The sequence below is a fragment of the Pseudomonas sp. GL_103 genome (assembly GCF_057835175.1).
The window spans coordinates 4,819,257-4,844,001 of the sequence record NZ_CM174420.1 but is presented as its reverse complement, the minus strand read 5'-3'; the positions used below and the strand labels follow the sequence as shown (position 1 = coordinate 4,844,001).

Here is a 24,745-nt window from a genome sequence, read left to right as displayed (position 1 = left end):
ATGGCGTACCGCGGGGTAAAGTGATGACCGCCGAGGGCTTTCTCGACGGTCGACGTTTGCAGATGGCGCGGGGCGTGCTGCTGCAATGCATCATGGGCGGATATCCGCCGGCGCGGTTTTACGGCAGCGATGATGGCGACCTGGCGCTGATCCCGGACCCGGCACAAATCCACCGCTTGCCCTGGAGCCATCCACCGCGGGCCTTGGCCATTTGCGATGCGAATGAATTGGGCACCTCCACCAGCTCCAATCTGTCGACCCGTGGCCAGCTCAAGGCGGTGATTGCCCGTTACGCGGCCCGCGGCCTGGCGCCTGTGGTGGCGACCGAGCTCGAGTTTTTTGTCTTCGCACCCAACACCGATCCGACCCTGGCTTTTCAACCGCCACTGGGGCTGGACGGTCGTCGCGAGGATGGTCAGTCGGCGTTCAGCGTCAGTTCCAACAATGGCTTGCGGCCGTTCTTCAATGAAGTCTACGAGTGCATGGCGGCCCTGGGGTTGCCTCGCGATACCTTCATGCACGAAATGGGCGTCAGCCAGTTCGAGATCAATCTGCTGCACGGTGATCCGCTGTTGCTGGCCGACCAGACGTTCCTGTTCAAGCACCTGCTCAAGGAAGTGGCCCTCAAGCATGGCCTGAGCGTGGTATGCATGGCCAAGCCGTTGGCGCATACGCCTGGCAGTTCGATGCATATCCACCAGAGCGTGGTCGAGATCGATTCGGGGCGAAACGTGTTCAGCGACGAGGCGGGGCAGGAGACGGCGACCTTCCGCCACTTCATTGCCGGTCAGCAAACGTGCATGGCCGATTTCACTGCGTTGTTTGCGCCGAACGTGAACTCCTATCAGCGCTTGTGCCACCCTTACGCCTCACCGAATAATGCCTGCTGGTCCTACGACAACCGGGCGGCCGGCCTGCGTATTCCGGCCAGTTTGCCGGTGGCCCGTCGGGTCGAGAACCGCTTGCCGGGGGCCGATGCCAACCCGTATCTGGCGATTGCCGCAAGCCTGGCAGCGGGGTTGCATGGCATCGAGAAGGCATTGGAACCGAGCGCGCCGATCCAGGGTGAGTTCGAAGTGCCGGACAATCTTTCGTTGCCGTGTACCTTGCATGCGGCGCTCGAGCGTCTGAAACGTAGCCAGTTGGCCAAGGAACTGTTCGGCGCGGAATTCATCGAAGGCTACATCGCTTCGAAGACCCTGGAACTGACCAGTTTCCATGATGAAATTACTCCCTGGGAAAGGCGTATTTTAGCAGCCCAGGCCTGACGTCCCGTCGACATCCGGCTATCGTTTAGCGGTAGCCGATTCTCACTGCAAGGAGCCGCTCGGAACGCCGATGCGCCAAATCTGGAAATCCTTTCGAGCACTGTATTTCGCCTCGCTGATGATGTTGATCGGCTCGGGCCTGTTGAGTACTTACCTGGCGTTGCGCCTGGCTGCCGACCATGTCGACAGCCTGTGGGTCGGTGCGCTGATGGCTGCCAACTATTTCGGCCTGGTGCTGGGGGGCAAGATCGGTCACCGGTTGATTGCCCGGGTCGGGCATATCCGGGCCTATTCGGCGTGTGCCGGGATCGTTGGCGCGGCGGTACTCGGCCATGGCCTGGTGGACTGGTTGCCGGCCTGGCTGTTTTTGCGGGTGATCGTCGGCCTCGGCATGATGTGCCAGTACATGGTGATCGAGAGCTGGCTCAATGAACAGGCCGATGCCAATCAGCGCGGCATGGTCTTCAGCGGCTACATGATCGCTTCATACCTGGGATTGGTGCTGGGGCAGTTGATTCTGGTCATGCACCCGGCGCTGGGGCTGGAACTGCTGATGCTGGTCGCCCTGTGTTTCGCCCTGTGCCTGGTGCCGGTGGCGCTGACCCGACGGATTCACCCGGCACCCTTGCATCCGGCACCGATGGAACCACGGTTTTTTATCAAGCGGGTGCCGCAGTCGTTGAGCACGGTGCTCGGGGCGGGCCTGATCGTTGGTTCGTTCTACGGTCTGGCACCGCTGTATGCCTCTCAGCAGGGATTGTCCACGGAGCAGGTCGGTCTGTTCATGGGTAGCTGTATTTTTGCCGGGTTGCTGGTGCAGTGGCCGCTGGGTTGGTTGTCCGATCGCTACGATCGGGCCGTGTTGATCCGCAGTTTCGCGTTCAGCCTGGCACTGGCTGCACTGCCGCTGGCGATCATGCCGCAGGTGCCGCTGGAGGTTCTGTTTATCGCCGGCTTCGTCTGTTCGCTGGTGCAGTTTTGCCTGTATCCATTGGCAGTGGCGTTCTCCAACGACCATGTCGAAGGCGATCGCCGGGTGTCCCTGACGGCAATGTTGCTGGTGACCTACGGCGTTGGCGCGAGTATCGGGCCACTGGTGGCAGGCGTGCTGATGAAGCTGTTCGGCAGCCAGATGCTCTATGCCTTCTTCAGTTTCTTTGCGTTGGTGCTGGTATGGCGGATTCGCCCGAAAGCAGTGACCAACCTGCATCAGGTCGACGACGCACCGCTGCATCACGTGGCCATGCCGGACAATATGACGAGTTCGCCACTGGTGGCCTGCCTCGACCCGCGTGTTGATGAACAGGTGGTGCAGGATCAGATGTGCAATCCGGTGAATCCGGAGCCGCCAGCCGAACCGGAAGCCGGATCAGAATCTGAATCCGATCAGCCGCCAGAAGATCCTGACTCGGGCCGCGAGCAAAGCTTTACCGAGGCCAGGCCTTAAAACCGGGGCATAAAAAACGGGCAGTCACCGCAAGGGACTGCCCGTTTTTTGTTGACGCTCTATTACATGTCGTCTTTGTCGAAGCGACGGGCTTCGCGTTGCAACTGGTAGACGAAGCGTTCGACCTGACGCTGCACCAGCCCGCTCATGTTGTGGAAGCGAACGCCGGCGAAGGTGGTGGAAATCCTTTCTTCGAAGTGCAGATAACGCAACTCGACCGGCGCGGTCATCTTGCCGAAGGGCAGGTCGGCGTTGAAGCGGTCGTAGACCTGGCCCAGTTGCAGGCTGCCAGTGATGTCGCCGTCAAAGCGCAGTTTGCAGCCGGTAGCGGAAATATCCAGCAGCTTGCCGCTGATCGGCGCCTTGAGCTTTTCGCCGTCGAGGTTGACGTTGACCAGTTGTGCCAGCTTCAGCGCGGCGCGGAACGCATTGCGGCGCTGGTGGTACACCACTTCATCGGGCAGGGGGCCGCGATAGCAGCGGCTGCCACCGGATTCGTCGATGTTCAACTGGCCGTTGCTTTCCCAGGCAATGCGTACGCCTTCGTGGAAGCCTTCGACCCGGAACGGCTCGCCCGCCAGCAGGTAACGCTCGCCATCACGGGGAATCATTTCGTCCAGGGCAATCATGTTGCTGTCACGGTCCAGGTCCACCAGGTAGCTCTGGAAGCGCTGGCTGCGCTCGTGGAACGTGATGATCAGCGGGTCATGGCTTTCGAGCAGCTGGCGCAGGTTGCTGGAGATTTCCAAGGGCGTGGAGAGCACCTTGGGTGGCTGCGGAGCATCATCCACGGATAAGGCATTGGACACGGTTAATCAATCTCCAGACAAAATTTGACTACGGCAGGCTAGCAGTTTGCCAGTATGTTGCGCGTCTTGATAGAGCGGGGGCATTGACCGGCTCATGCCTGACTGAGCGGGCGCGGCTTGGCAAGCTTGGAGAATGTTCCGCTGGCATCGTAAAGCGCCGGGGTTTCACCGCCGGTGAGGATTTTCAGCTGGGTGGCCGTAGCGGCCTGCTGAGTGAGGATCGACTGGCCGTTGTTGGCGTTGATGGCCTGGCACTGGGCCAGGAGATCGGTCAGCACGTCACTTTGCGCCAGCAACTGCTCGCCAATGCTCGACTGGCCGGCCAATTGCTCCAGACCGCCACGGTTGGTCGGCAGGTTGAGGCTGGCGAGGATTTCACTGCGCTTGCGGCCATGCTGTTCAAGCAAAACGACCAACGCCTGTTTCTGCGCCAGGATGTCCTCGAGCAATGGCATGTCGCGGCCATGCAATGCGAGGGATTCGGTCTGCAGTAACTCCAGCAGGTGTTGCGCTGGAGCAAAGTCGTCGGTGATCAGTTGCAGTAAATTTGTGTCGTGCATGGCTGGCCTTGGGTTTTAAGCGTCCAAAAGCCTGGCGCCGGCGGTAGCCTAGCGCTGGGCTTCGAAGTTGAGCAGTTTGCTGGCTACACGGTTGCTGTCGACTTTATAGCTGCCATCGGCAATCGCTGCTTTCAACTCGGCCACGCGGGCGTTGTCGACGGCAGGCTGATCGCGCAGCTTGTCAGTGACCTTCTGCAACTGTTGAGCCTCATTGCTGAGATGTACCGATTCCCCGCTTTTGACGGTACCGGCCTGTTCGGCCGCGGACTCCAGCGGCGCGGATTTGCCGGCCTCGGCGCTTTCCTTGCTGGCGCTGGTACGTGTACTGCCCGTCAGGGACGAGGAGCTGTTCAAACGGCTGAAATCGATGACCATGATAAAAAACCTCTGGGAATTTGGACGCTTGCCATGGTTTCGGCCATTCCCTGGAAAACTTTAGGCTCATTTATCAATGAACCTTGCGCGCGTCAGCGCTTGCCCTGCATGGAGCACAGTCTAGGGAACAGCCGCGGCAAGCGCCACATTCTGATGAACAGAGAGCCTTACATGGACACTTCCACCTGCCCTGGCGCCATGACCTGCGCCTTGATGACTCGTTGGGAGTTGAGGTTTTTCACCCGGATCTGTTCGCTCAGGCTGCCGTTTGACAGCGCTTCGCCCGGCATGCGCACGCTGAGGGTACCGCTGCGGGCGGTTATCACCACCTGATCGCCCTTGCGAATGACTTCGGCCTGTTCGATGTTCACCAGGGTGATCACCTGGTCGGCGACCATTGGTCGGGTCAGTCGCTGCCCGATCGCCTGATCAAGAGAGGTCAAGTAGCCCTGGCTGATGAGACTGATATCGCGCTCGCGCAGGACTACATCCCCAGGCTCGACGATGGCGGCGCGGCGCAGTGGCCGGGCGCTGGTCACGACATCGCGAAACAGGCGGACTTGAGCGGGTACGAACACTGTCCAGGGGGAAGCGCCTTCGCAGCGAACCTTGACCGTAACCCGTCCCAGCGGCTTGGGGCTCTCGAGCGTTGCTGTCAATTCCTTGTCGCACATGGGCATGTGCATGCGCGGATCGAGTTGGTTGACCTGGATCTCGTAGCGACCCTCCGTTTGACTGGTAGCCAGATAGTCTTCTACGGTGAATTCAAGAAAGCCCTGAGTGACGCCGATAAGCATGTCAGGCAAGGTAACCGCGTCAGCAAGGGCAGGGCTGCCAGCGTTGAACAGGCAAACAGCCGCCAGCACGCCGAGCAATTTGCGATAGGGTGTGGTCGGGCGTCGAAAAAATGTCGGTTCTGTGTTCATAACGATTAAAAAAGCAAGCGCCGTGCCGTTTAGTGATGAAGGCGCGTCGCAACAACACTTGGCGTTGGTGTAGGAGTCTGGGCATGGCTGGTGTAATGGATTCGGTAAACCAGCGCACGCAACTGGTGGGGCAGAATCGCCTTGAGCTGTTGTTGTTCCGTCTCGACGGCCAGCAACTGTACGGGATCAACGTGTTCAAGGTTCGGGAGGTGCTGCAATGCCCCAAACTGACGCTGATGCCCAAATCCAGTCCTGTCGTGTGCGGCGTGGCGAACATCCGGGGGGCGACCATTCCGATCCTTGATCTGGCGATGGCGACTGGCTCCGGTGCGCTGAAGGACAAGAACAACCCTTTCGTGATCATCACGGAGTACAACACCAAGACTCAGGGTTTCCTGGTCCGCTCGGTGGAGCGCATCGTCAACATGAACTGGGAGGAGATCCATCCGCCGCCCAAGGGCACCGGGCGCGATCACTACCTGACGGCGGTGACGCGGGTCGACAATCAGTTGGTCGAAATCATCGACGTCGAGAAGGTGCTGGCGGAAGTGGCGCCGACGCCGGAAGCGATTTCCGTCGGTGTGGTGGATGTCGAGACCCAGCACAAGGCGCTTTCGTTGCGCGTGCTGACGGTCGACGACTCGTCGGTGGCGCGCAAGCAGGTCACGCGTTGCCTGCAAACGGTCGGCGTCGAAGTGGTGGCGTTGAACGACGGTCGGCAAGCGCTGGACTACCTGCGCAAACTGGTCAACGAGGGCAAGAAGCCGGAAGAAGAGTTCCTGATGATGATCTCCGACATCGAGATGCCGGAGATGGACGGGTACACCCTGACGGCGGAAATCCGCAACGACCCGCGCATGCAAAAGCTTCATATCATCCTGCATACTTCGTTGTCGGGGGTATTCAATCAGGCGATGGTCAAGAAGGTCGGTGCCGATGACTTCCTGGCCAAGTTCCGTCCTGATGACCTGGCATCCCGGGTAGTCGACCGGATCAAAGCAGCAGATATCAGCTAGGGGCCCGTGCCCCTGGCAGTCAACACGATTTAAGAGGCGGCATCATTGTCTACGGGTAATTTGGATTTCGAACAGTTCCGGGTATTCCTGGAAAAAGCCTGTGGCATTTTGCTCGGTGAAAACAAGCAGTACCTGGTCTCCAGCCGTCTCAACAAACTGATGGAACAGCAAGGCATCAAGTCTTTGGGGGATCTGGTTCAGCGCATGCAGACCCAGCCGCGCAGCGGTTTGCGCGAGCAGGTGGTGGATGCCATGACCACCAACGAAACCCTGTGGTTTCGTGACACCTACCCGTTTGAGGTCTTGAAGAACAAGGTACTGCCCGAAGCGATCAAGGCCAGTCCCGGCCAGCGCCTGCGCATCTGGTCGGCAGCGTGCTCGTCGGGCCAGGAACCGTATTCGCTGTCGATGTCCATCGATGAGTTCGAGCGGGTCAACATGGGCCAGTTGCGGATGGGGGTGCAGATTGTTGCCACCGACCTGTCCGGCACAATGCTGAACAACTGCAAGACCGGCGAGTACGACAGCCTGGCCATCGGCCGCGGTCTGTCGCCCGAGCGTCTGCAGCGTTATTTCGACCCGAAAGGGCCGGGACGCTGGGCGATCAAGGCACCGATCAAGAGCCGTGTGGAATTCCGTTCATTCAACCTGCTGGACAGCTACGCGAGCCTCGGCAAGTTCGACATCGTGTTTTGCCGCAACGTATTGATCTACTTCTCCGCCGAGGTGAAGAAGGACATCCTGTTGCGCATCCACAGTACGTTGAAGCCGGGCGGTTACCTGTTCCTCGGTGCTTCCGAAGCGCTGAACGGTTTGCCGGATCATTACCAGATGGTCCAGTGCAGCCCGGGGATCATTTACCAGGCGAAGTGATGCAAAAGCGGCGCGCATAAAAAACGGGAGTCCTCAGGGACTCCTTTTTTATGCGCGGCGCTTTTGCATCACGTAGGAGCTGCCGAAGGCTGCGATCTTTTGATCTTGATCTTGAAAAGCACAATCAAAAGATCGCAGCCTTCGGCAGCTCCTACAGGGGACGTGTTGCGTAGGACAAGCGGCAGAAAAGCGGCATCCGGCGGAAAACCGTTGCCGCTTTTCTGGCATTGCCGCGTTGCCATGGCCGGCAAAGCCCCGGTTTCCGGGGTTTTTTGAATTGGCATGGGGCTTGCTAAGTTGATCCTACGAAAAATCAGGTCACCCGAAGGTTTCCCGACATGAGCATCAGCTTCGATAAAGCGCTCGGTATCCACGAACAAGCCCTGGGCTTCCGCGCCCAGCGTGCCGAAGTCCTGGCCAACAACATCGCCAACGCCGACACCCCGAACTACAAGGCTCGGGATCTGGACTTCTCGAAAGTGCTCGCCGAGCAGAACGAGAAAACCAAAAGCGGCACCTTCGCCTTGAACATGACCAACAGCCGTCATATCGAAGCTGAAGGCCTGGGCAATGGCGACGAGTCGTTGCTGTATCGCACGCCGATGCAACCGTCGATCGACCAGAACACCGTGGACGCCCAACTGGAACAGTCGAATTACGCGGAAAACGCGATCGGCTTCCAGGCCAGCTTCACCCTGCTCAACAGCAAATTCAAAGGGCTGGTGTCAGCCCTGCGCGGAGAGTAAGCCATGTCTCTATCCAGTGTTTTCAACATTGCCGGTAGCGGCATGAGTGCGCAGACCACGCGCCTGAACACCGTCGCTTCGAACATCGCCAACGCCGAGACGGTCTCGTCGAGCATCGACCAGACCTACCGTGCGCGCCACCCGGTATTCGCCACCATGTTCCAGGGCGGGCAGAGCGGCGGCAGCGATTCGCTGTTCCAGAGCCAGGACGCTGCCGGTCAGGGCGTTCAGGTGCTGGGTGTGGTCGAAGACCAGAGCAATCTTGAAGCGCGCTACGAGCCGAACCATCCGGCGGCCGATGCCAAGGGTTACGTCTACTACCCGAACGTCAACGTGGTGGAGGAAATGGCCGACATGATTTCCGCGAGCCGTTCGTTCCAGACCAACGCCGAAATGATGAACACCGCCAAAACCATGATGCAGAAGGTCCTGACCCTCGGTCAGTGATAAGGGGCGAGTCAGATGAGTGTTACCGATTCCACCAGTGGTTTGAGCCTCAAGGACATCCTGGCCAACTCTTCGATCAAGACCACTACCACGACTGACGGCCTCGCGTCGGCAACCGGCAGCGCCACGGGCAACAAGGCCCTGGGCAAGGATGCATTCCTGCAATTGCTGGTTACGCAGTTGAAAAACCAGAACCCGCTGGAACCTCAGGACAACGGCGCTTTCGTGGCCCAGTTGGCGCAGTTCAGCAGCCTGGAAGGCATCACTACGCTCAACGACACCGTGAGCGGGCTGGCCAGCAACTACAATTCGTCCCAGGCATTGCAGGCTTCGTCGCTGGTGGGGCGTTCGGTCATTGCACCCGGTGACAAGGCCGTGGTCGACACGTCGAAGAGCCTCAGCGGTACGGTGGTGGTGCCATCGTCGGTGGCCGCCGCCACCCTGAAGATCACTGCTGCGGACGGCAAGACCGTACGCACCATCGACCTGGGCGCTCAGAAAGCAGGCAACGCCAGTTTCATCTGGGACGGCAAGAATGACGCGGGCGAAACGGTAGCTGCCGGCACTTACACCTTCGGCGCTACCAGCACGATCGATGGGAAGTCCGTGGCGCTGATCACCAACCTGCCAGCGACCGTCAACAGCGTGACCATCAGCCAGACTGGCGGTGAGTTGATGCTCAATCTGGCCGGGCTGGGCACCGTCGCTCTGTCCAAAGTACAAACCATTGGTATGTAAAGCCGACTAACCCGGCACAAAGGAGTGGATTATGTCTTTTAATATCGGCCTTAGCGGTCTCTTTGCATCCAACAAACAACTGGACGTGACCGGCAACAACATCGCCAACGTCGCGACCACCGGTTTCAAATCGTCCCGTGCAGAATTCGAAGATGTGTACTCGGCAACTCGCCTGGGCACCGGCAGCAAGACCGTCGGCAACGGCGTGCGCCTGGCCAATATTTCCCAGCAGTTCGGTCAGGGTGACGTGAGTAACACCGGCAACGTGCTCGACATGGGTATCCAGGGCAACGGCTTCTTTGTCCTGAGCAACAACGGTTCGCTGACCTACACCCGTGCCGGTACGTTCAAGACCGACAAGGATGGCTACGTGACGAACAGCGACGGTACGGCCCGTCTGCAGGGTTATGGCGTGGACTCCAATGGCAAGATCCTCAACGGCGTGTTGACCGACCTGCGGATCGACACCTCCAATCTGGCGCCGAAATCCACCAGCACCGTTTCGTCGACGATCAACCTGAACTCTACGGCCGTGGTGATTGATCAGTCGGTCGCCACTAACAAATTCGATCCGACCAAACAGGCAACTTTCACCAAGCAGTTCAGTACCCCGATTTTCGACACTCAGGGTAACCAGCACACCATGGATCAATACATGGTCAAGACCGGGCCGAACACTTGGGATACCTACACCCTGATCGATGGTCGCAATCCGGACGGTTCCTCGCCTACCGGCACGGGTGCAGTTGATCCAATTGCTTCGACCATGACATTTGATACATCCGGCAAACTGGTTTCGGTCAGCACGCCAGTGACGCCGCCGACGACCCCGCCAACATCGACCACAAGCAATGACCTGAAAATCAGCAACTGGACGCCGGGTACCGTCACCAACGATGTCTGGGCAGCCAACGGCGCGGCAGCCGATCCGGCGGGCCTGACCATCGCCATGGGCAACACCACCCAGTTCAACGCCGACACCGCGCGTTCGATTCCATCGCAGAACGGTTATGCCACTGGCCAGATCACCAACCTGACCATCGACGGCAGCGGCGTATTGCTGGCCAATTTCAGCAACAACCAGACCAAGCCAATCGGCCAGATTTCGCTGGCCAGCTTCACCAACGAACAAGGTCTGCAGCCGGTGGGTGGCAGCAGCTGGAAAGAAACCTACACCTCGGGTATTCCGGGCTACGATGCACCAGAGACCGGCACCCTGGGTTCGATCGTTTCCAACTCCCTGGAAGAGTCCAACGTCAACCTGACCAACGAACTGGTCGACCTGATCAAGGCGCAGAGCAACTACCAGGCGAACGCCAAGACCATCTCCACCCAGAGCACCATCATGCAGACCATCATTCAGATGACTTGATGCTGGATTTTGCTGTGCAAGGAGCCCCTCGAAAGAGGGGTTTTTTTGTGACCTGTGGTTTTGTGTTGGAGGTGATGGCCTCATCGCGAGCAAGCTCGCTCCCACAGTTGATCGTGTTTATCTGAAAAGACTCGGTCCCCTGTGGGAGCGAGCTTGCTCGCGAAAGCGTCAGATCAGTCACCCATTTCCTCGAGGCAAAAGAAAACCCCCGACCCGCCAGAGGCTGATCGGGGGTTTCGAGCAAGCACCTTTCGGTGCTTACCGGTTCAGCTTATTGGCAAGCTTCGCAATCCGGCTCGTCGATGGCGCAAGCCTTTGGCACTGGAGCGGGACCTGCAGGAGCCGCCAGGACCGAGTCGTCACCGTGGTTGCCGCCGCTGGAAACAGCGTTCAGCTTACCGGTGTTGATGGTCGACTTCTCGGTGCTGGTCGCAGCCAGGGCACGGAGGTAGTAAGTGGTTTTCAGACCGCGGTACCAGGCCATGCGGTAGGTCACGTCCAGCTTCTTGCCCGAAGCGCCGGCGATGTACAGGTTCAGCGACTGAGCCTGGTCGATCCACTTCTGACGACGGCTGGCGGCGTCGACGATCCACTTGGTGTCCACTTCGAAGGCCGTCGCGTAGAGCTCTTTGAGTTCTTGCGGGATGCGCTCGATCTGCTGCACCGAACCGTCGTAGTACTTCAGGTCGTTGATCATGACCGAGTCCCACAGACCGCGAGCCTTCAGGTCGCGAACCAGGTACGGGTTGATCACGGTGAATTCGCCCGACAGGTTCGATTTCACATACAGGTTCTGGTAGGTCGGTTCGATCGACTGCGAGACGCCGGTGATGTTGGCGATGGTCGCGGTCGGTGCGATGGCCATGATGTTCGAGTTACGAATGCCTTTCTGTACACGGGCGCGAACCGGTGCCCAGTCCAGGGATTCGTTCAGGTCGACATCGATGTACTTCTGGCCGCGGGCCTCGATCAGGATCTGTTGCGAATCCAGCGGCAGGATGCCTTTGGACCACAGCGAACCCTGGAACGTCTCGTAGGCGCCGCGCTCGTCGGCTAGGTCGCAGGAAGCCTGGATCGCGTAGTAGCTGACCGCTTCCATCGACTTGTCGGCGAACTCGACGGCAGCGTCGGAACCGTAAGGGATGTGCTGCAGGTACAGCGCGTCCTGGAAGCCCATGATGCCCAGGCCGACCGGACGGTGCTTGAAGTTGGAGTTCTTCGCTTGCGGCACCGAGTAGTAGTTGATGTCGATCACGTTATCGAGCATGCGCACGGCGGTGTTCACGGTGCGTTGCAGCTTGGCGGTGTCCAGCTTGCCGTCGACGATGTGGTTCGGCAGGTTGATCGAGCCCAGGTTGCAAACGGCGATCTCGTCCTTGTTGGTGTTCAAGGTGATCTCGGTGCACAGGTTCGAACTGTGGACCACGCCCACGTGCTGCTGCGGGCTGCGCAGGTTGCACGGGTCCTTGAAGGTCAGCCACGGGTGGCCGGTTTCGAACAGCATGGACAGCATCTTGCGCCACAGGTCTTTGGCCTGGATGGTCTTGAACAGCTTGACCTTGCCCGGGTACTCGGTCAGGGCTTCGTAGTACTCGTAGCGCTCTTCGAAGGCCTTGCCGGTCAGGTCGTGCAGGTCCGGCACTTCGGACGGCGAGAACAGGGTCCACTTGCCGTCATCGAAGACGCGCTTCATGAACAGGTCAGGGATCCAGTTGGCGGTGTTCATGTCGTGGGTACGACGACGGTCATCACCGGTGTTCTTGCGCAGTTCGATGAACTCTTCGATGTCCATGTGCCAGGTTTCCAGGTAGGCACAGACAGCGCCTTTGCGCTTGCCACCCTGGTTAACGGCAACGGCGGTGTCGTTGACGACTTTCAGGAACGGTACGACACCCTGGGACTTGCCGTTGGTGCCCTTGATGTACGAACCCAGCGCACGAACCGGAGTCCAGTCGTTGCCCAGGCCGCCGGCGAATTTCGACAGCATGGCGTTGTCGTGGATCGCGTGGTAGATGCCCGACAGGTCATCCGGCACGGTGGTCAGGTAGCAGCTCGACAGCTGTGGACGCAGGGTACCGGCGTTGAACAGGGTCGGGGTCGAAGCCATGTAGTCGAAGGACGACAGCAGGTTGTAGAACTCGATCGCGCGGTCTTCTTTCTGCTTCTCTTCGATCGCCAGGCCCATGGCCACGCGCATGAAGAAGATCTGCGGCAGTTCGAAACGCACGCCATCCTTGTGGATGAAGTAACGGTCGTACAGGGTTTGCAGGCCCAGGTAGGTGAATTGCTGGTCGCGCTCGTGGTTGATCGCCTTGCCCAGTTTTTCCAGGTCGAAGGAGGCCAGCACAGGGTTCAGCAGTTCGAACTCGATACCCTTGGCGATGTAGGCCGGCAGCGCCTTGGCGTACAGGTCGGCCATCTCGTGGTGAGTGGCGCTCTCGGCCACACCGAGGAAGCCCAGGCCTTCGCCGCGCAAGGTGTCCATCAGCAGGCGCGCGGTCACGAACGAGTAGTTCGGCTCGCGTTCAACCAGGGTACGGGCGGTCATCACCAGGGCGGTGTTGACGTCGTTCAGGGCCACGCCGTCGTACAGGTTCTTCAGGGTTTCGCGCTGGATCAGGTCGCCGTCGACTTCTTCCAGGCCTTCGCACGCTTCGGTGACGATGGTGTTCAGGCGGCCCATGTCCAGCGGCGCCAGGCTGCCGTCGGCACGGGTGATGCGGATCGACGGGTGAGCGTTGACCGCTTCTTCTGCCGGTGCGTGGGCAGCGCGCTCTTTCGAACGACCGTCACGGTAGATCACGTAGTCGCGAGCGACTTTCTGCTCGCCGGCACGCATCAGGGCCAGTTCGACCTGGTCCTGGATTTCTTCGATGTGGATGGTGCCGCCCGATGGCATGCGACGCTTGAAGGTCGCGGTGACCTGTTCGGTCAGGCGGGCAACGGTGTCGTGGATTCGCGACGAGGCAGCAGCGGTGCCGCCTTCAACTGCGAGGAACGCTTTGGTGATGGCGACGGTGATCTTGTCATCGGTGTAGGGAACGACAGTGCCGTTACGCTTGATCACACGCAGTTGACCTGGCGCGGTGGCGGACAGATCCGAATTCGAATCGGCGGCCTGCGGCAAGGTGCCTTGCGGGTTCTCGCGAGTTGTGTCGGTTTGCATGGGGGGGTGTCTCCACATTCTCTATGTTTGTTTGGGCACCATCACGGTGCCCACCGTTCCGTCCTGAAGCACTACAACCGGCGAGGGCCGGGCATAACAACTTCGGGACAGATCAGGAAGGGGGCTATAGGGCGCCGCTTCCATGCCGAAGTCTTTGGTCTCGTGCCGTGGGCGCAAGACCGGAGGTCCTTTGAGGTGACAGTTCAGGACTGCAACACCCGTACCGTTTTCACCACTTGGGGCCGAAATACAGTAGCCATCCGCACGCGCGGTTTGGTCTTTCAAAAATACGTATGGTTCAACCGGACAGAGGCAATAAAAGCGCTTGAAATTGGTGTCTGGTTTGTGTTTGGTTTTTTGCGCAAAACCCTACATCTAGGGGTTTTTCAGCGCTGGGGTACAAGATAATGCGTTTTAGGGGGGGATTGCAACGTACTACCTGTGGATAAACCTGTGCGTAAATTGTGTGTGAAAGAGGTAACCGGCGTGTAGGCCGCGACGCTGCTGGACCGGACCTTTTTTCAGCGATTTTCAACCATCGAAAACGCCCGGGCGGATTTTTAAGGGCGCGAACCCTATCACAAAAAACCCTGTTGTCCGAACGCATTTACCCGCTTGTGTTCTCGACGGGCGGCGTTTATACAATCGGCCCAGCGTGTATACATATTTGTCCCCCCGAATCACTACAAAAAGACGGGCGGATCCTTCCTTATTAGTGTTTTTGGCAAGCAGAGGTCACCCGTGGAGCAAGAAGCCTGGCAGGTATTGATTGTGGAGGACGACCAGCGACTGGCCGAACTGACCCGCGATTACCTGGAAGCCAATGGCCTGCGTGTATCGATCGAAGGCAATGGTGCGCTCGCGGCGAATCGCATCATCAAGGAACAGCCGGACCTGGTGATCCTCGACCTGATGCTCCCCGGTGAAGATGGCCTGAGCATTTGCCGCAAGGTCCGCGCCCGCTATGACGGCCCGATCCTGATGCTCACCGCCCGCACCGATGACACTGACCAGATTCTTGGCCTGGACCTGGGGGCTGACGACTATGTCTGCAAACCGGTACGCCCGCGCCTGCTGCTGGCACGCATCCAGGCGCTGCTGCGCCGTAGCGAAACGCCCGAGGTCGCCCCGGAAAAACAGCGGCGTCTACAGTTCGGTCCGCTGATCGTCGACAACGCCTTGCGCGAAGCCTGGTTGCAGGGCAACGGCATCGAACTGACCAGCGCCGAATTCGACTTGCTCTGGCTATTGGTGGCCAATGCCGGGCGCATCCTCTCCCGGGAAGAGATCTTCACCGCGCTGCGGGGCATCGGCTATGACGGTCAGGACCGCTCCATCGATGTGCGCATCTCGCGCATCCGCCCGAAGATCGGCGATGACCCGGAGCATCCACGGCTGATCAAGACCGTGCGCAGCAAGGGCTATCTGTTCGTTCCCGAGGCTTGCGTAGACCCGTCCCTGTGAACTCGATCTTCCTGCGTATCTATGGCGGCATGTGCGCCGCGCTGATTCTGGTGGCCGTGCTCGGTGTGCTGGCGTTGCACCTGCTCAATGAGGTGCGCAGCGAGCAATACCGCGAGCGCCTGGCCCACGGCACGTTCTCGCTGATGGCCGACAACCTGCAACCGATGAACCAGACCGAGCGCCACCGGGCCTTGCTGGTGTGGGAGCGGCTGCTGGGGATTCCGCTGGCGCTGAAAACCTTTGCCGAGACCGACCTCGACCTGACCCAGCGCACCCGTGTGTTGCGCGGCCAGGCATTGGTGGAACAGACCGGGCCGCACGCGGCGAAGGTCTACAAGCTGGTCAGCGACAAGGAGCAGTTGATGCTCACCGGGGAAGTGCAGCAGATCAGCGAGCAACTGGCCCGGGCGACCATCTACCTGTTGACCGATGAGCTGGTGCGCACCCCGGTCGCCGATCAGCCCTTGCGCCTGGCGCAATTGAAGGAAAGCAAGGGATTCGGCTTCGACCTGCGGCTGGTCACGGTCGACGAGGCGGACATGGACGAAGACCAGAGCCGCCGGGTATCCGAGGGCGACACGGTGATGGCGCTGGGCAAGGGGGGGGATTCGATCCGGGTGTTTGCCGGCATGGTCGGCACGCCGTGGGTCCTGGAAATCGGCCCGTTGTATCAGATGAATCCTTATCCGCCGGAGTGGCTGGTGCTGATCGCCGCGCTGGGCCTGACGCTGATCGGTTTGATCGTCTATCTGTTGGTGCGCCAGCTCGAGCGACGCTTGCGTGGCCTGGAAGCCGCCGCCACGCGCATTGCCAAGGGCAGCCTGGAAACCCGCGTGCCGGCGCGCGGTGCGGACTCGGTGGGGCGGCTGGCCTCGGCGTTCAACGGCATGGCCGAACACTTGCAGCAGTTGCTGGCGATCCAGCGCGAACTGGTGCGCGCGGTGTCCCACGAATTGCGTACGCCGGTGGCACGCCTGCGCTTTGGCCTGGAGATGATCGGCTCGGCCACCACGCCGCAAGCCCTGGAAAAATACTGCCAGGGCATGGACCACGACATCGAGGACCTCGACCGGCTGGTGGACGAGATGCTGACCTACGCGCGGCTCGAACAGGGTTCGCCGGCGCTGAACTTTCAGCGGATCGATCTGGATGCCTTGGTCGATCAGGTGATCGAAGAACTGGCGCCGTTGCGTGCCGACGTCACGGTGCAACGCGGGTTGTGCCTGTCGGCTGCCGATAACGACGACGCCTGGGTCGAGGCTGAACCGCGCTACTTGCATCGGGCGATCCAGAACCTGGTGACTAATGCCATGCGCCACGCGCAATCACGGGTGACCATCAGCTATCAGGTGGGGCAGCAGCGTTGCCGGGTGGATATTGAGGATGACGGGCCGGGTGTGCCGGAGTCGGCGTGGGAGAAGATCTTTACGCCGTTCCTGCGTCTCGACGACAGCCGCACCCGTGCATCTGGAGGCCATGGGTTAGGCCTGTCCATTGTTCGACGCATCATCCATTGGCATGACGGGCGCGCGTTGATCGGCAAGAGCAAGAGCCTGGGTGGAGCGTGCTTCAGCCTGAGCTGGCCGCGCAATCAGGAGAAGCGTTGAGCCTTGTGTTGTCTGTTGCGACCCCATCGCGAGCAAGCTCGCTCCCACAAGGATTTGTGGCGTGACATAGATCCAGTGTGGGAGCGAGCTTGCTCGCGATGGGGCCCGAACAGGCGCCAATAAACCTCAGGCCCTGATGCTGACCAGACTCAACAACTGCCCATCCTTGACCCCGAACTGCGCATCCAGCTCGGTGCCATTGCGCCATTCGCTGGACAAATCAGTAAGCAATCGCAACCGAACCTCACCCGACTCACTCCATTCCAGCACTTCGGCGTGTTCGAAATAAAAACGGCGCCGAACGATCGGATAGAGCGCCTTGAACAGGCTTTCCTTGACCGAGAACGTCAGGGTGACCAGCAACGCCCGTTGATCGTGATCACCGGCCGCCATGCGCTGTAGCTCCGGCGGATTGAGGATTTCTCCGGCCAGGCGTTCAGCCCGTTCGGCATTGAGCAGGTTTTCCAGGTCCATGCCCAGGCCGCGCCAATGGCTTTTGTTCGCCACGATCGCCGCGGCCCGGCCAGTGCTGTGGGTGATGGAGCCAGTGATATGACCAGGCCAGACCGGTGCCCGGTCCTCACCGATGGCCGGAATGAAACTCAAACCTTCGAGCCGCTGTAGCGCGGCCCGGGCACACACTCGCCCGGCGAGAAACTCCGCCTGCCGTTTGGCGACAGAGCGCTGAATGCTCGCCGGCGCTTCGATAGCACTGCGCTGAAAGTCATCGCTGGCCAGTCGGGCGCTATCGAAGTGAGTACTCAACAGGACCGTATCGGGCAGCACAAACGGCAGCGGCCAATGGTCATCGAGGGGCGTGCAGCAGACGGGCAGGGCGGGGGTTGGATTCATATCAGGCATTTTGCCGGGTTGGCTTGAGGCTGGGTAGTGCAAAGCTTCTGACGAATTGGTAGTCGGCGCCGGCCTTGTCCATTGCATGGTCGGATTTCCTGTTGAAACGTGTCGAAATATTCGGGACGGGTCGGTTCAGCCCTGGTTCAGAGTGCGTTCAGGGGGAGTTCAGGGCGCGGTGCGTAACCTTGCCTCGTACCCAAAAAACAAACGGCACATGAGGAAACTCCCCAATGACTGGATTCAAAAAACTGCTTCTGGCATTCACGGTTCTGGGCGCAAGCACCGCAGCTTTCGCGTCCGACGACAACTTCGCCAGCCTTACTCTTGGACAGACCAGCGACAAGGTCAAAAAAAACCACGCCCTGAACGACAACCTCAATCACCCGAACGCCGATGGCGTAATCGGCAAGGACACCACCTGGGGTGTTCGTCTGGGGCAGCAAAACACCAAGGGCCGCTACTACGCCACTTACGACAATGTGTCGGGCTCGCACAACGGCATTAAACTGCGTCAGGAAAACCTCTTGGGCAGCTACGATCTGTTCTACCCGGTGGGCGCTAGCACAAGGCTGTTCGGTGGCGCCACGGCCGGCCTGACCAAAATGACTCAGGAGTCGCCAGGCTTCAGCCGCGACAGTGATATCGGTTACGCCATCGGTGGTCAGGTGGGTGTGCTGCAACAGGTTTCGCAGAACACCTCGGTTGAACTGGGTTACCGTTACCTGCGCAGCAACGCCAGCACCGAGATGAGTGAGCGCGGCGGCAGCAAGCAGGGTTCGCTGGACCTGACCAGCAGCGCCCAGACGTACCTGTCCGCCAACTACGCTTTCTGACAAGCGATTCGTGAACGGCCTGCGCCGGATCAGCCCGAGTGACTGATCCGGCGTTGCCATGTTAGCTATTGAGGTGCGACGTTGCGCCTCTGCAGATGTTGATTTGCCCGGGAGAGCGTTATGAAACTGCTGGTCGTCGAAGATGAAGCGCTGCTGCGTCATCACCTGCAAACCCGCCTGACGGAGAGCGGCCACGTGGTCGAGTCCGTGGCCAACGCCGAGGAGGCGCTGTACCAGACCGCGCAGTTCAACTTTGACCTGGCGGTGATCGACCTCGGTCTGCCGGGCATGAGCGGGCTCGACCTGATCCGCCAGTTGCGCTCAAGTGGCAAGAGCTTCCCGATCCTGATCCTCACCGCGCGTGGTAACTGGCAGGACAAGGTCGAAGGCCTGGCCGCCGGTGCCGATGATTATCTGGTCAAGCCGTTTCAGTTCGAAGAACTGGAGGCCCGCCTGAATGCCTTGCTGCGGCGCTCCAGCGGTTTCACCCAGTCGACCATCGTCGCTGGCCCGTTACTGCTGGACCTGAACCGCAAGCAGGCGTCCCTCGACGAACAGCCGCTGGCACTGACCGCGTATGAGTACCGCATTCTCGAATATCTGATGCGCCATCATCAGCAAGTGGTGCCCAAGGATCGCTTGATGGAACAGCTCTACCCGGATGACGACGAGCGTGATCCGAATGTGATCGAGGTGCTGGTCGGCCGTCTGCGACGCAAACTGGAGGGACCGGGCGGATTCAAGCCGATCGACACCGTGCGCGGCCTGGGCTACCTGTTCAACGAGCGTTGCACTTGATCCGTTCGCTGCGCATACGCTTGATGCTCGCCGCCACGCTGTTGGCGGTGTTGTTCATGCTGGCGTTGCTGCCTGCGATGCAAGGTGCCTTCAGCCTGGCGTTGCAGGACTCCATTGAGCAGCGCCTGGCATCCGACGTGACCACGCTGATCTCGGCCGCCCGGGTGGAGAACAACGGCCTGCAGATGCCGGCGCAATTGCCCGACGAGCGCTTCAACCTCACCGACAGCCGATTGCTCGGCTACATCTATGACCGTGAAGGGCATCTGGTCTGGCGTTCGAAGGCGACCCAGGAAGAACGCATCAATTACAAGCCGCGCTACGACGGACGTGGCAGCGAGTTTGCGCGGATCCGCGAAGCCAATGGCCAGGAGTTCTTCGTCTACGACGTCGAGGTCAAGTTGCTCGGCGGCAAAAGTGCAGCCTTCAGCATCGTGGCGTTGCAGCCGGTTCGAGAGTACGAACTGACCCTCGAAGGCCTGCGGGAAAATCTCTATCTGGGTTTTGGCGCGGCACTGCTGGTGCTGCTGGCGTTGCTGTGGATCGGCCTGACCTGGGGCTTGCAGGCATTGCGGCGCTTGAGCCAGGAGCTGGACCAGATCGAAGGTGGCACCCGCGAAAGCCTCAGTGAGGAACATCCTCGGGAATTGCTGCGCCTGACCGGTTCTCTCAACCGTTTGCTGCACAGCGAACGTGAGCAGCGCAGTCGCTACCGTGATTCCCTCGACGACCTGGCCCATAGCCTGAAAACGCCGCTGGCGGTTTTGCAAGGCGTAAGTGAAGACATGGCCCAGCGTCCCGAGGATCGCGATCAGGCCTGGGTGCTGCAAACCCAGATCGAACGCATGAGCCAGCAGATCAGCTACCAGCTGCAGCGCGCCAGCCTGCGCAAAAGTGGCCTGGTACGTCATCAGGTGCATTTGCGGCCGGTACTGAAAAGCCTGTGCGACACGCTGGACAAGGTCTATCGCGACAAGCGCGTGCACGTCGCGTTCGACCTGCCCGACCCCTGCTACGTACCGATCGAGCAGGGCGCTCTGTTGGAGATGATGGGCAATCTGCTGGAAAACGCCTACCGCCTGTGCCTGGGCGAAATACGCATCAGCGTGCGTGAAACCCTCAGCGGCACCGAGTTGTGTGTCGAGGATGACGGCCCTGGCGTACCACAGGATCAGCGTGCACGGATTCTCGAGCGCGGAGAGCGTCTGGACCGCCAGCACCCGGGGCAGGGCATCGGCCTGGCGGTGGTCAAGGACATCATCGAGAGCTACAGCGCCAAGCTGACCTTGGGGGATTCACCGATGGGCGGGGCGGCGTTCCGGATTCACTTCCCGGTGGTTTAGTGGTGTTTTATCGGACGTCATCGCGAGCAGGCTCGCGAAGAGGTCAGTGAGTTCACCTGGTAGCTGAGCCTTGAACCTCAGTTTTCCTGCGCCCGATAAGCCCCCGGCGTCAGCCCCGTCCACTTCTTGAACGCCCGGTGAAACGCCGACGGCTCGGAAAACCCCAGCTGCTCGGCGATCTGTTGCAACGACAGGTCAGCGCGACTCAGGTGATAAATCGCGATGTCCCGGCGCAACTGGTCCTTCAATTCCTGAAAGCTCGAACCCTCTTCCCGCAAATGCCGGCGCAAGGTCTGCGGGCTGATGTGCAGGTGGGCGGCCACGGCTTCCAGGTCGGGCCAGTGTGAACTGTCGCGACTGAGCAAGCGCCGCAGGCGGCTGCTCAAACTGTCGCCATCGTCCGGGCGCGAGAGCAGGTCGGCGGGGGAGCGCTCGAGGAAATGCTTGAGGGTACGTTCGTCCTGCAACAGCGGCATGGCCAGGTAGCGGCTGTGAAACAACAGGCTGCTCTGGGGCCTGGAAAACTCAAGCGGGCAGGAAAACAGCAGGTCGTACTCGGCGCCGTGTTCGGGGCGGGGGTAGCTGAGCGTGGCCTGCCCCAGGCGAATGCGCTGGCCGATCAGCCAGCTGCCGAAACGGTGCCAGATCACTAGCAGGCTTTCGCTGAGGAAATGATCCGGGTCCCAGAGTTGCGAGTCGTCCAGGCTCAGGCGGACCCATTCATCTTCGCGGCTCAGGGTCAAACGCGGAGCTCCAGGGAATAGGCTATAAAACAATAAGCCGCGATGGAGTGCCTTATCCAGGTTGCGGCAATGAATCACGGCATGGCACATCATCGCGAAGCTGCCCGGCCTGCTTGGGGTTTGCCCGAACCCCAGGTACTCGTCGTCCAGCGCCAGCCATAACGCCTGGATCAGTTGGGTGAATTGCTCCGGAGCGATGCGTGCCCGGGGCTCGTCCAGCAACTCTGGGCTGATTCCCAGTTGCTGTAGCAGGCCCGAATAGTCGTAGCCGTGCCGACGCGCACCACCAAGGGCGGCGCGGGCGAAATGACTGGCGATGGTGCGTTCGCGCATGGCAGCAGATCTGACCGTTGATCGACGGATGTTAGCTGCGCATCGCGAGCGTGAACAGGGCGGATATCCGCCAAATAGCAGGACGACTTTTAATCGAAGGGCGGAAATCCGCCACATGCTTGTAACCGTTCGGTGACAGGGAATTCGCTGCAACCCCGGATATCAATAGGCTTGCAGGGATTTTACGGAAGGTGGCACGGGCCTTGCGATACAACGAGCAGATGCCTGCCGTTGCGCAGCTCGAAAAAACAAATCCCTCCAGTGCAGGAGGGTTCGCAATTGCGGTGTTGCGGACAACAGATGGATGTTGTCACCGGGCACCCTTGAGGAACTTTGCAATGACGACTCGTCAGCCACTGTACAAATCCCTGTATTTCCAGGTGATCGTTGCAATTGTCATCGGTATCGCACTAGGTCACTACTATCCACAGCTCGGTGTGGCCGTTAAACCACTGGGTGACGGGTTCATCAAACTGATCAAAATGATCATCGCCCCGATCATCTTCTGTACCGTTGTCAGCGGTATCGCCGGCATGCAGAACATGAAATCGGTCGGCAAGACCGGCGGCTATGCGCTGCTGTACTTCGAGATCGTTTCGACCATCGCCCTGCTGGTCGGTCTGGTCGTGGTCAACATCGTGCAGCCGGGCAATGGCATGCACATCGACATCGCCACCCTCGATGCCTCCAAGGTTGCCGCTTATGTGGCGGCCGGTGCTGACCAAAGCGTCGTCGGCTTCCTGCTGAACGTGATCCCGAGCACCATCGTCGGCGCCTTCGCCACCGGTGACATCCTGCAAGTGCTGATGTTCTCGGTGATCTTCGGTTTCGCCCTGCATCGCCTGGGTGCCTACGGCAAGCCGCTGCTGGACTTCATCGATCGCTTCGCCCACGTGATGTTCAACATCATCAACATGATCATGAAGCTCGCGCCAATCGGTGCCTTCGGTGCCATGGCGTTCACCATCGGTGCCTACGGTGTCGGCTCGCTGGTGCAACTGGGTCAGTTGATGGCGTGCTTCTACATCACTTGCCTGCTGTTCATCCTGATCGTGCTGGGCTCCATCGCCCGCCTGCACGGCTTCAGCGTGCTGAAAATGATCCGCTACATCCGTGAGGAACTGCTGATCGTACTCGGTACTTCTTCTTCGGAATCGGTACTGCCACGCATGCTGATCAAGATGGAGCGTCTGGGCGCGCAGAAATCCGTGGTAGGTCTGGTGATCCCGACCGGTTACTCGTTCAACCTCGACGGTACCGCCATCTACCTGACCATGGCCGCGGTGTTCATTGCCCAGGCAACCGATACGCCCATGGACATCACGCACCAGATCACCCTGCTGGTGGTATTGCTGCTGTCGTCCAAGGGCGCTGCGGGCGTGACCGGTAGCGGTTTCATCGTACTGGCTGCCACCCTGTCCGCCGTCGGCCACCTGCCGGTTGCCGGCCTGGCGTTGATCCTCGGCATCGACCGCTTCATGTCTGAAGCCCGTGCCCTGACCAACCTGATCGGCAACGCCGTTGCCACCGTCGTTGTGGCCAAGTGGGTCAAGGAACTGGACACCGACGTGCTGCAAGCCGAGCTGGCTTCGGGCGGTCGCGGCATTGCCGACGAACCTAAAGACGATGTTTTGGGCCACGTCGAAGAGGTAGCCCCGGCTAACGCCAAGTAAGCCTTGTTTTAATGAAAAACCCGCTTCGGCGGGTTTTTTGTTGCCTGCGGTTTGAGCGTAACGGTCACTGCACGTGACGCTTAAGGTGATTGCTGCAAAGCGATCGGCTGCCTAGGCTGTGGGCATCGTCAAGGGAGAACGCTCATGCTCGGTCCACTGGCATCACTCAAGGTTCTGGATTTCTCGACACTGCTGCCGGGGCCGTTCGCCTCGTTGCTGCTGGCGGACATGGGCGCCGAAGTGCTGCGCATCGAATCACCGACTCGCATGGATCTGCTGCGGGTATTGCCGCCCCATGATCAAGGCGTGTCAGCCAGTCATGCCTACCTCAACCGCAACAAGCGCAGCCTCGCCCTGGACCTCAAGCAACCTGAGGCGCTGGAGGTGATCCGGTCGTTGCTGGAGGACTACGATATCGTGCTCGAGCAGTTCCGCCCGGGTGTCATGGAGCGTCTGGGTTTGGGTTACGAAGCCCTGAAGGCGATCAATCCGAAATTGATTTATGTGTCGATTACCGGCTACGGCCAGACCGGCCCCTACAAGGACCGCGCCGGCCATGACATCAACTACCTGGCCCTGTCCGGGCTGGCGAGTTACACCGGCCGTACAGACACAGGGCCGCTGCCGTTGGGCATGCAGGTGGCGGATGTCGCCGGTGGTTCGCTGCACGGGGTGATTGGTTTGCTGGCGGCAGTCATTGCCCGGCAGCAAACCGGTCAGGGCCAGCACCTGGATGTCAGCATGACCGACTGCGCGTTCAGCCTCAATGCAATGGCGGGTGCCGGGTATCTGGCCTGTGGCGTCGAGCCGGGGCCGGAAAACCAGGTGCTCAACGGCGGTAGTTTCTACGATTACTACCGCTCCCGGGATGGGCGCTGGCTGTCGGTGGGCAGCCTGGAACCGGCCTTCATGAAACAGTTGTGTACGGCGTTGGGGCTGGAGGAATTGGCCGGTCTCGGCCTGTCACCGCAACCGGCGCATCAGAAACAGCTTAAAGACGCGCTGAGGGTCGAATTCGAAAAGCATGACTTCGCCAAGTTGCGCACGCTGTTCGCCGAACTGGATGCCTGTGTCGAGCCGGTGTTGAGCCTGGGAGAAGCGCTGCATCATCCGCAGTTGCAGGCGCGGGAGTTGGTGGCCGAAGTGCCCCGAGGCGATGGTTCGTCCCAGGCGCAGATGGCTTGTCCGCTGAAGTTTTCGCAAGGTTTGCCTGAGCCCCGGCATATTGGCGCGGCGCTGGGGCAGCATACGGATCAGGTGTTGGGGGAGTTGGGGTTCAGTACTGAGCGGATCGAACAGTTGCGGCGAGCCAAGGTGATTCTTTAGTGCCTGTCAGGCCGCCATCGCGAGCAA

The 24,745-nt window shown here is 60.0% G+C and carries 23 protein-coding genes; 15 read left to right on the top strand and 8 right to left on the bottom strand.

The features are described from left to right. The first annotated feature begins 23 nt into the window (after window positions 1-23). Both AC3IP0_RS21710 and AC3IP0_RS21705 read left to right on the top strand, forming a co-directional pair. Window positions 24-1,268, top strand: coding sequence for a glutamine synthetase family protein (locus AC3IP0_RS21710; RefSeq protein ID WP_489319812.1), 1,245 nt, complete (start codon window positions 24-26; stop codon window positions 1,266-1,268). A 70-nt stretch (window positions 1,269-1,338) separates the two neighbouring features. Then, entirely contained in the window at window positions 1,339-2,715 is a 1,377-nt protein-coding gene (locus AC3IP0_RS21705) for an MFS transporter (protein ID WP_489316956.1), read from the top strand. 62 nt (window positions 2,716-2,777) lie between these two features. On the opposite strand, the gene AC3IP0_RS21700 is transcribed toward AC3IP0_RS21705, so the two are convergent. From AC3IP0_RS21700 to flgA, 4 genes are all read right to left on the bottom strand, one after another. Then, window positions 2,778-3,524 (bottom strand): flagellar brake protein, encoded by a 747-nt coding sequence (locus AC3IP0_RS21700; RefSeq protein WP_489316955.1) that lies wholly within the window; start codon window positions 3,522-3,524, stop codon window positions 2,778-2,780. A gap of 92 nt (window positions 3,525-3,616) precedes the next feature. Then, window positions 3,617-4,084, bottom strand: coding sequence for a flagella synthesis protein FlgN (locus tag AC3IP0_RS21695; RefSeq protein WP_489316954.1), 468 nt, complete (start codon window positions 4,082-4,084; stop codon window positions 3,617-3,619). A gap of 48 nt (window positions 4,085-4,132) precedes the next feature. Next, window positions 4,133-4,459 carry a flagellar biosynthesis anti-sigma factor FlgM gene (flgM, locus tag AC3IP0_RS21690; protein ID WP_056728065.1) on the bottom strand — a complete coding sequence of 109 codons (327 nt, stop codon included), beginning with the start codon at window positions 4,457-4,459 and terminating at the stop codon, window positions 4,133-4,135. 167 nt (window positions 4,460-4,626) lie between these two features. Beyond that, window positions 4,627-5,385, bottom strand: coding sequence for a flagellar basal body P-ring formation chaperone FlgA (flgA, locus tag AC3IP0_RS21685; RefSeq protein ID WP_489316953.1), 759 nt, complete (start codon window positions 5,383-5,385; stop codon window positions 4,627-4,629). 83 nt (window positions 5,386-5,468) lie between these two features. Between flgA and AC3IP0_RS21680 the strand changes: the two genes are divergently transcribed. Together AC3IP0_RS21680 and cheR are read left to right on the top strand one after the other, a co-directional pair. Then, window positions 5,469-6,401 (top strand): chemotaxis protein CheV, encoded by a 933-nt coding sequence (locus AC3IP0_RS21680; RefSeq protein WP_489316952.1) that lies wholly within the window; start codon window positions 5,469-5,471, stop codon window positions 6,399-6,401. Between the two features lie 45 nt (window positions 6,402-6,446). Beyond that, window positions 6,447-7,274, top strand: a complete 828-nt coding sequence (cheR, locus tag AC3IP0_RS21675; RefSeq protein ID WP_489316951.1) for a protein-glutamate O-methyltransferase CheR — start codon at window positions 6,447-6,449, stop codon at window positions 7,272-7,274. 68 nt (window positions 7,275-7,342) lie between these two features. Here cheR and AC3IP0_RS21670 read toward each other — a convergent pair whose 3' ends face one another. Continuing rightward, window positions 7,343-7,558, bottom strand: coding sequence for a hypothetical protein (locus tag AC3IP0_RS21670; protein ID WP_489316950.1), 216 nt, complete (start codon window positions 7,556-7,558; stop codon window positions 7,343-7,345). Between the two features lie 54 nt (window positions 7,559-7,612). Between AC3IP0_RS21670 and flgB the strand changes: the two genes are divergently transcribed. The 4 genes from flgB to flgE are packed head-to-tail and all read left to right on the top strand — an operon-like array spanning window position 7,613 to window position 10,577. Beyond that, complete coding sequence (gene flgB, locus AC3IP0_RS21665; protein ID WP_008051530.1) at window positions 7,613-8,020, top strand: flagellar basal body rod protein FlgB; 408 nt, start codon at window positions 7,613-7,615, stop codon at window positions 8,018-8,020. Between the two features lie 3 nt (window positions 8,021-8,023). Beyond that, window positions 8,024-8,467, top strand: a complete 444-nt coding sequence (flgC, locus tag AC3IP0_RS21660) for a flagellar basal body rod protein FlgC (RefSeq protein WP_007980123.1) — start codon at window positions 8,024-8,026, stop codon at window positions 8,465-8,467. 15 nt (window positions 8,468-8,482) lie between these two features. Beyond that, window positions 8,483-9,205 carry a flagellar hook assembly protein FlgD gene (flgD, locus tag AC3IP0_RS21655; protein ID WP_489316949.1) on the top strand — a complete coding sequence of 241 codons (723 nt, stop codon included), beginning with the start codon at window positions 8,483-8,485 and terminating at the stop codon, window positions 9,203-9,205. Between the two features lie 31 nt (window positions 9,206-9,236). After that, window positions 9,237-10,577, top strand: a complete 1,341-nt coding sequence (gene flgE / locus AC3IP0_RS21650) for a flagellar hook protein FlgE (RefSeq protein ID WP_489316948.1) — start codon at window positions 9,237-9,239, stop codon at window positions 10,575-10,577. 271 nt (window positions 10,578-10,848) lie between these two features. On the opposite strand, the gene AC3IP0_RS21645 is transcribed toward flgE, so the two are convergent. Then, window positions 10,849-13,743, bottom strand: a complete 2,895-nt coding sequence (locus AC3IP0_RS21645; RefSeq protein ID WP_489316947.1) for a ribonucleoside-diphosphate reductase subunit alpha — start codon at window positions 13,741-13,743, stop codon at window positions 10,849-10,851. A gap of 741 nt (window positions 13,744-14,484) precedes the next feature. Here AC3IP0_RS21645 and AC3IP0_RS21640 point away from each other — a divergent pair. Further along, on the top strand, window positions 14,485-15,207 hold the full coding sequence (locus AC3IP0_RS21640) for a response regulator (RefSeq protein WP_008051517.1): 723 nt from the start codon (window positions 14,485-14,487) through the stop codon (window positions 15,205-15,207). Continuing rightward, on the top strand, window positions 15,204-16,814 hold the full coding sequence (locus AC3IP0_RS21635; protein WP_102669961.1) for an ATP-binding protein: 1,611 nt from the start codon (window positions 15,204-15,206) through the stop codon (window positions 16,812-16,814). Before AC3IP0_RS21640 ends, AC3IP0_RS21635 begins: the two co-directional genes overlap by 4 nt. A gap of 126 nt (window positions 16,815-16,940) precedes the next feature. On the opposite strand, the gene AC3IP0_RS21630 is transcribed toward AC3IP0_RS21635, so the two are convergent. After that, the gene (locus AC3IP0_RS21630; RefSeq protein ID WP_489325867.1) at window positions 16,941-17,666 is read right to left on the bottom strand and encodes a 4'-phosphopantetheinyl transferase family protein; all 726 of its coding nucleotides are present in this window, start codon (window positions 17,664-17,666) and stop codon (window positions 16,941-16,943) included. 233 nt (window positions 17,667-17,899) lie between these two features. Between AC3IP0_RS21630 and AC3IP0_RS21625 the strand changes: the two genes are divergently transcribed. The 3 genes from AC3IP0_RS21625 (at window position 17,900) to AC3IP0_RS21615 (ending at window position 20,643) form a co-directional block, all read left to right on the top strand. Beyond that, window positions 17,900-18,502 carry a hypothetical protein gene (locus tag AC3IP0_RS21625; RefSeq protein WP_489325865.1) on the top strand — a complete coding sequence of 201 codons (603 nt, stop codon included), beginning with the start codon at window positions 17,900-17,902 and terminating at the stop codon, window positions 18,500-18,502. 120 nt (window positions 18,503-18,622) lie between these two features. Beyond that, window positions 18,623-19,300: a response regulator transcription factor gene (locus tag AC3IP0_RS21620; RefSeq protein WP_008051507.1), complete on the top strand. Its 678-nt coding sequence runs from the start codon at window positions 18,623-18,625 to the stop codon at window positions 19,298-19,300. Then, window positions 19,297-20,643 carry an ATP-binding protein gene (locus AC3IP0_RS21615; protein WP_489316943.1) on the top strand — a complete coding sequence of 449 codons (1,347 nt, stop codon included), beginning with the start codon at window positions 19,297-19,299 and terminating at the stop codon, window positions 20,641-20,643. The genes AC3IP0_RS21620 and AC3IP0_RS21615 overlap by 4 nt, the downstream gene beginning before the upstream one ends. A 77-nt stretch (window positions 20,644-20,720) precedes the next feature. Here the strand turns inward: AC3IP0_RS21615 and AC3IP0_RS21610 are convergent, their stop codons facing one another. Then, window positions 20,721-21,719: an AraC family transcriptional regulator gene (locus tag AC3IP0_RS21610; RefSeq protein WP_489325863.1), complete on the bottom strand. Its 999-nt coding sequence runs from the start codon at window positions 21,717-21,719 to the stop codon at window positions 20,721-20,723. A gap of 338 nt (window positions 21,720-22,057) precedes the next feature. On the opposite strand from AC3IP0_RS21610, the gene AC3IP0_RS21605 reads away from it, so the two are divergent. Further along, a complete protein-coding gene (locus AC3IP0_RS21605; protein WP_489316941.1) occupies window positions 22,058-23,392 on the top strand; it encodes a dicarboxylate/amino acid:cation symporter in 1,335 nt (444 codons plus the stop codon). Between the two features lie 144 nt (window positions 23,393-23,536). Next, window positions 23,537-24,718, top strand: a complete 1,182-nt coding sequence (locus AC3IP0_RS21600; protein ID WP_489316940.1) for a CaiB/BaiF CoA transferase family protein — start codon at window positions 23,537-23,539, stop codon at window positions 24,716-24,718. The last annotated feature ends 27 nt before the right edge of the window (window positions 24,719-24,745 follow it).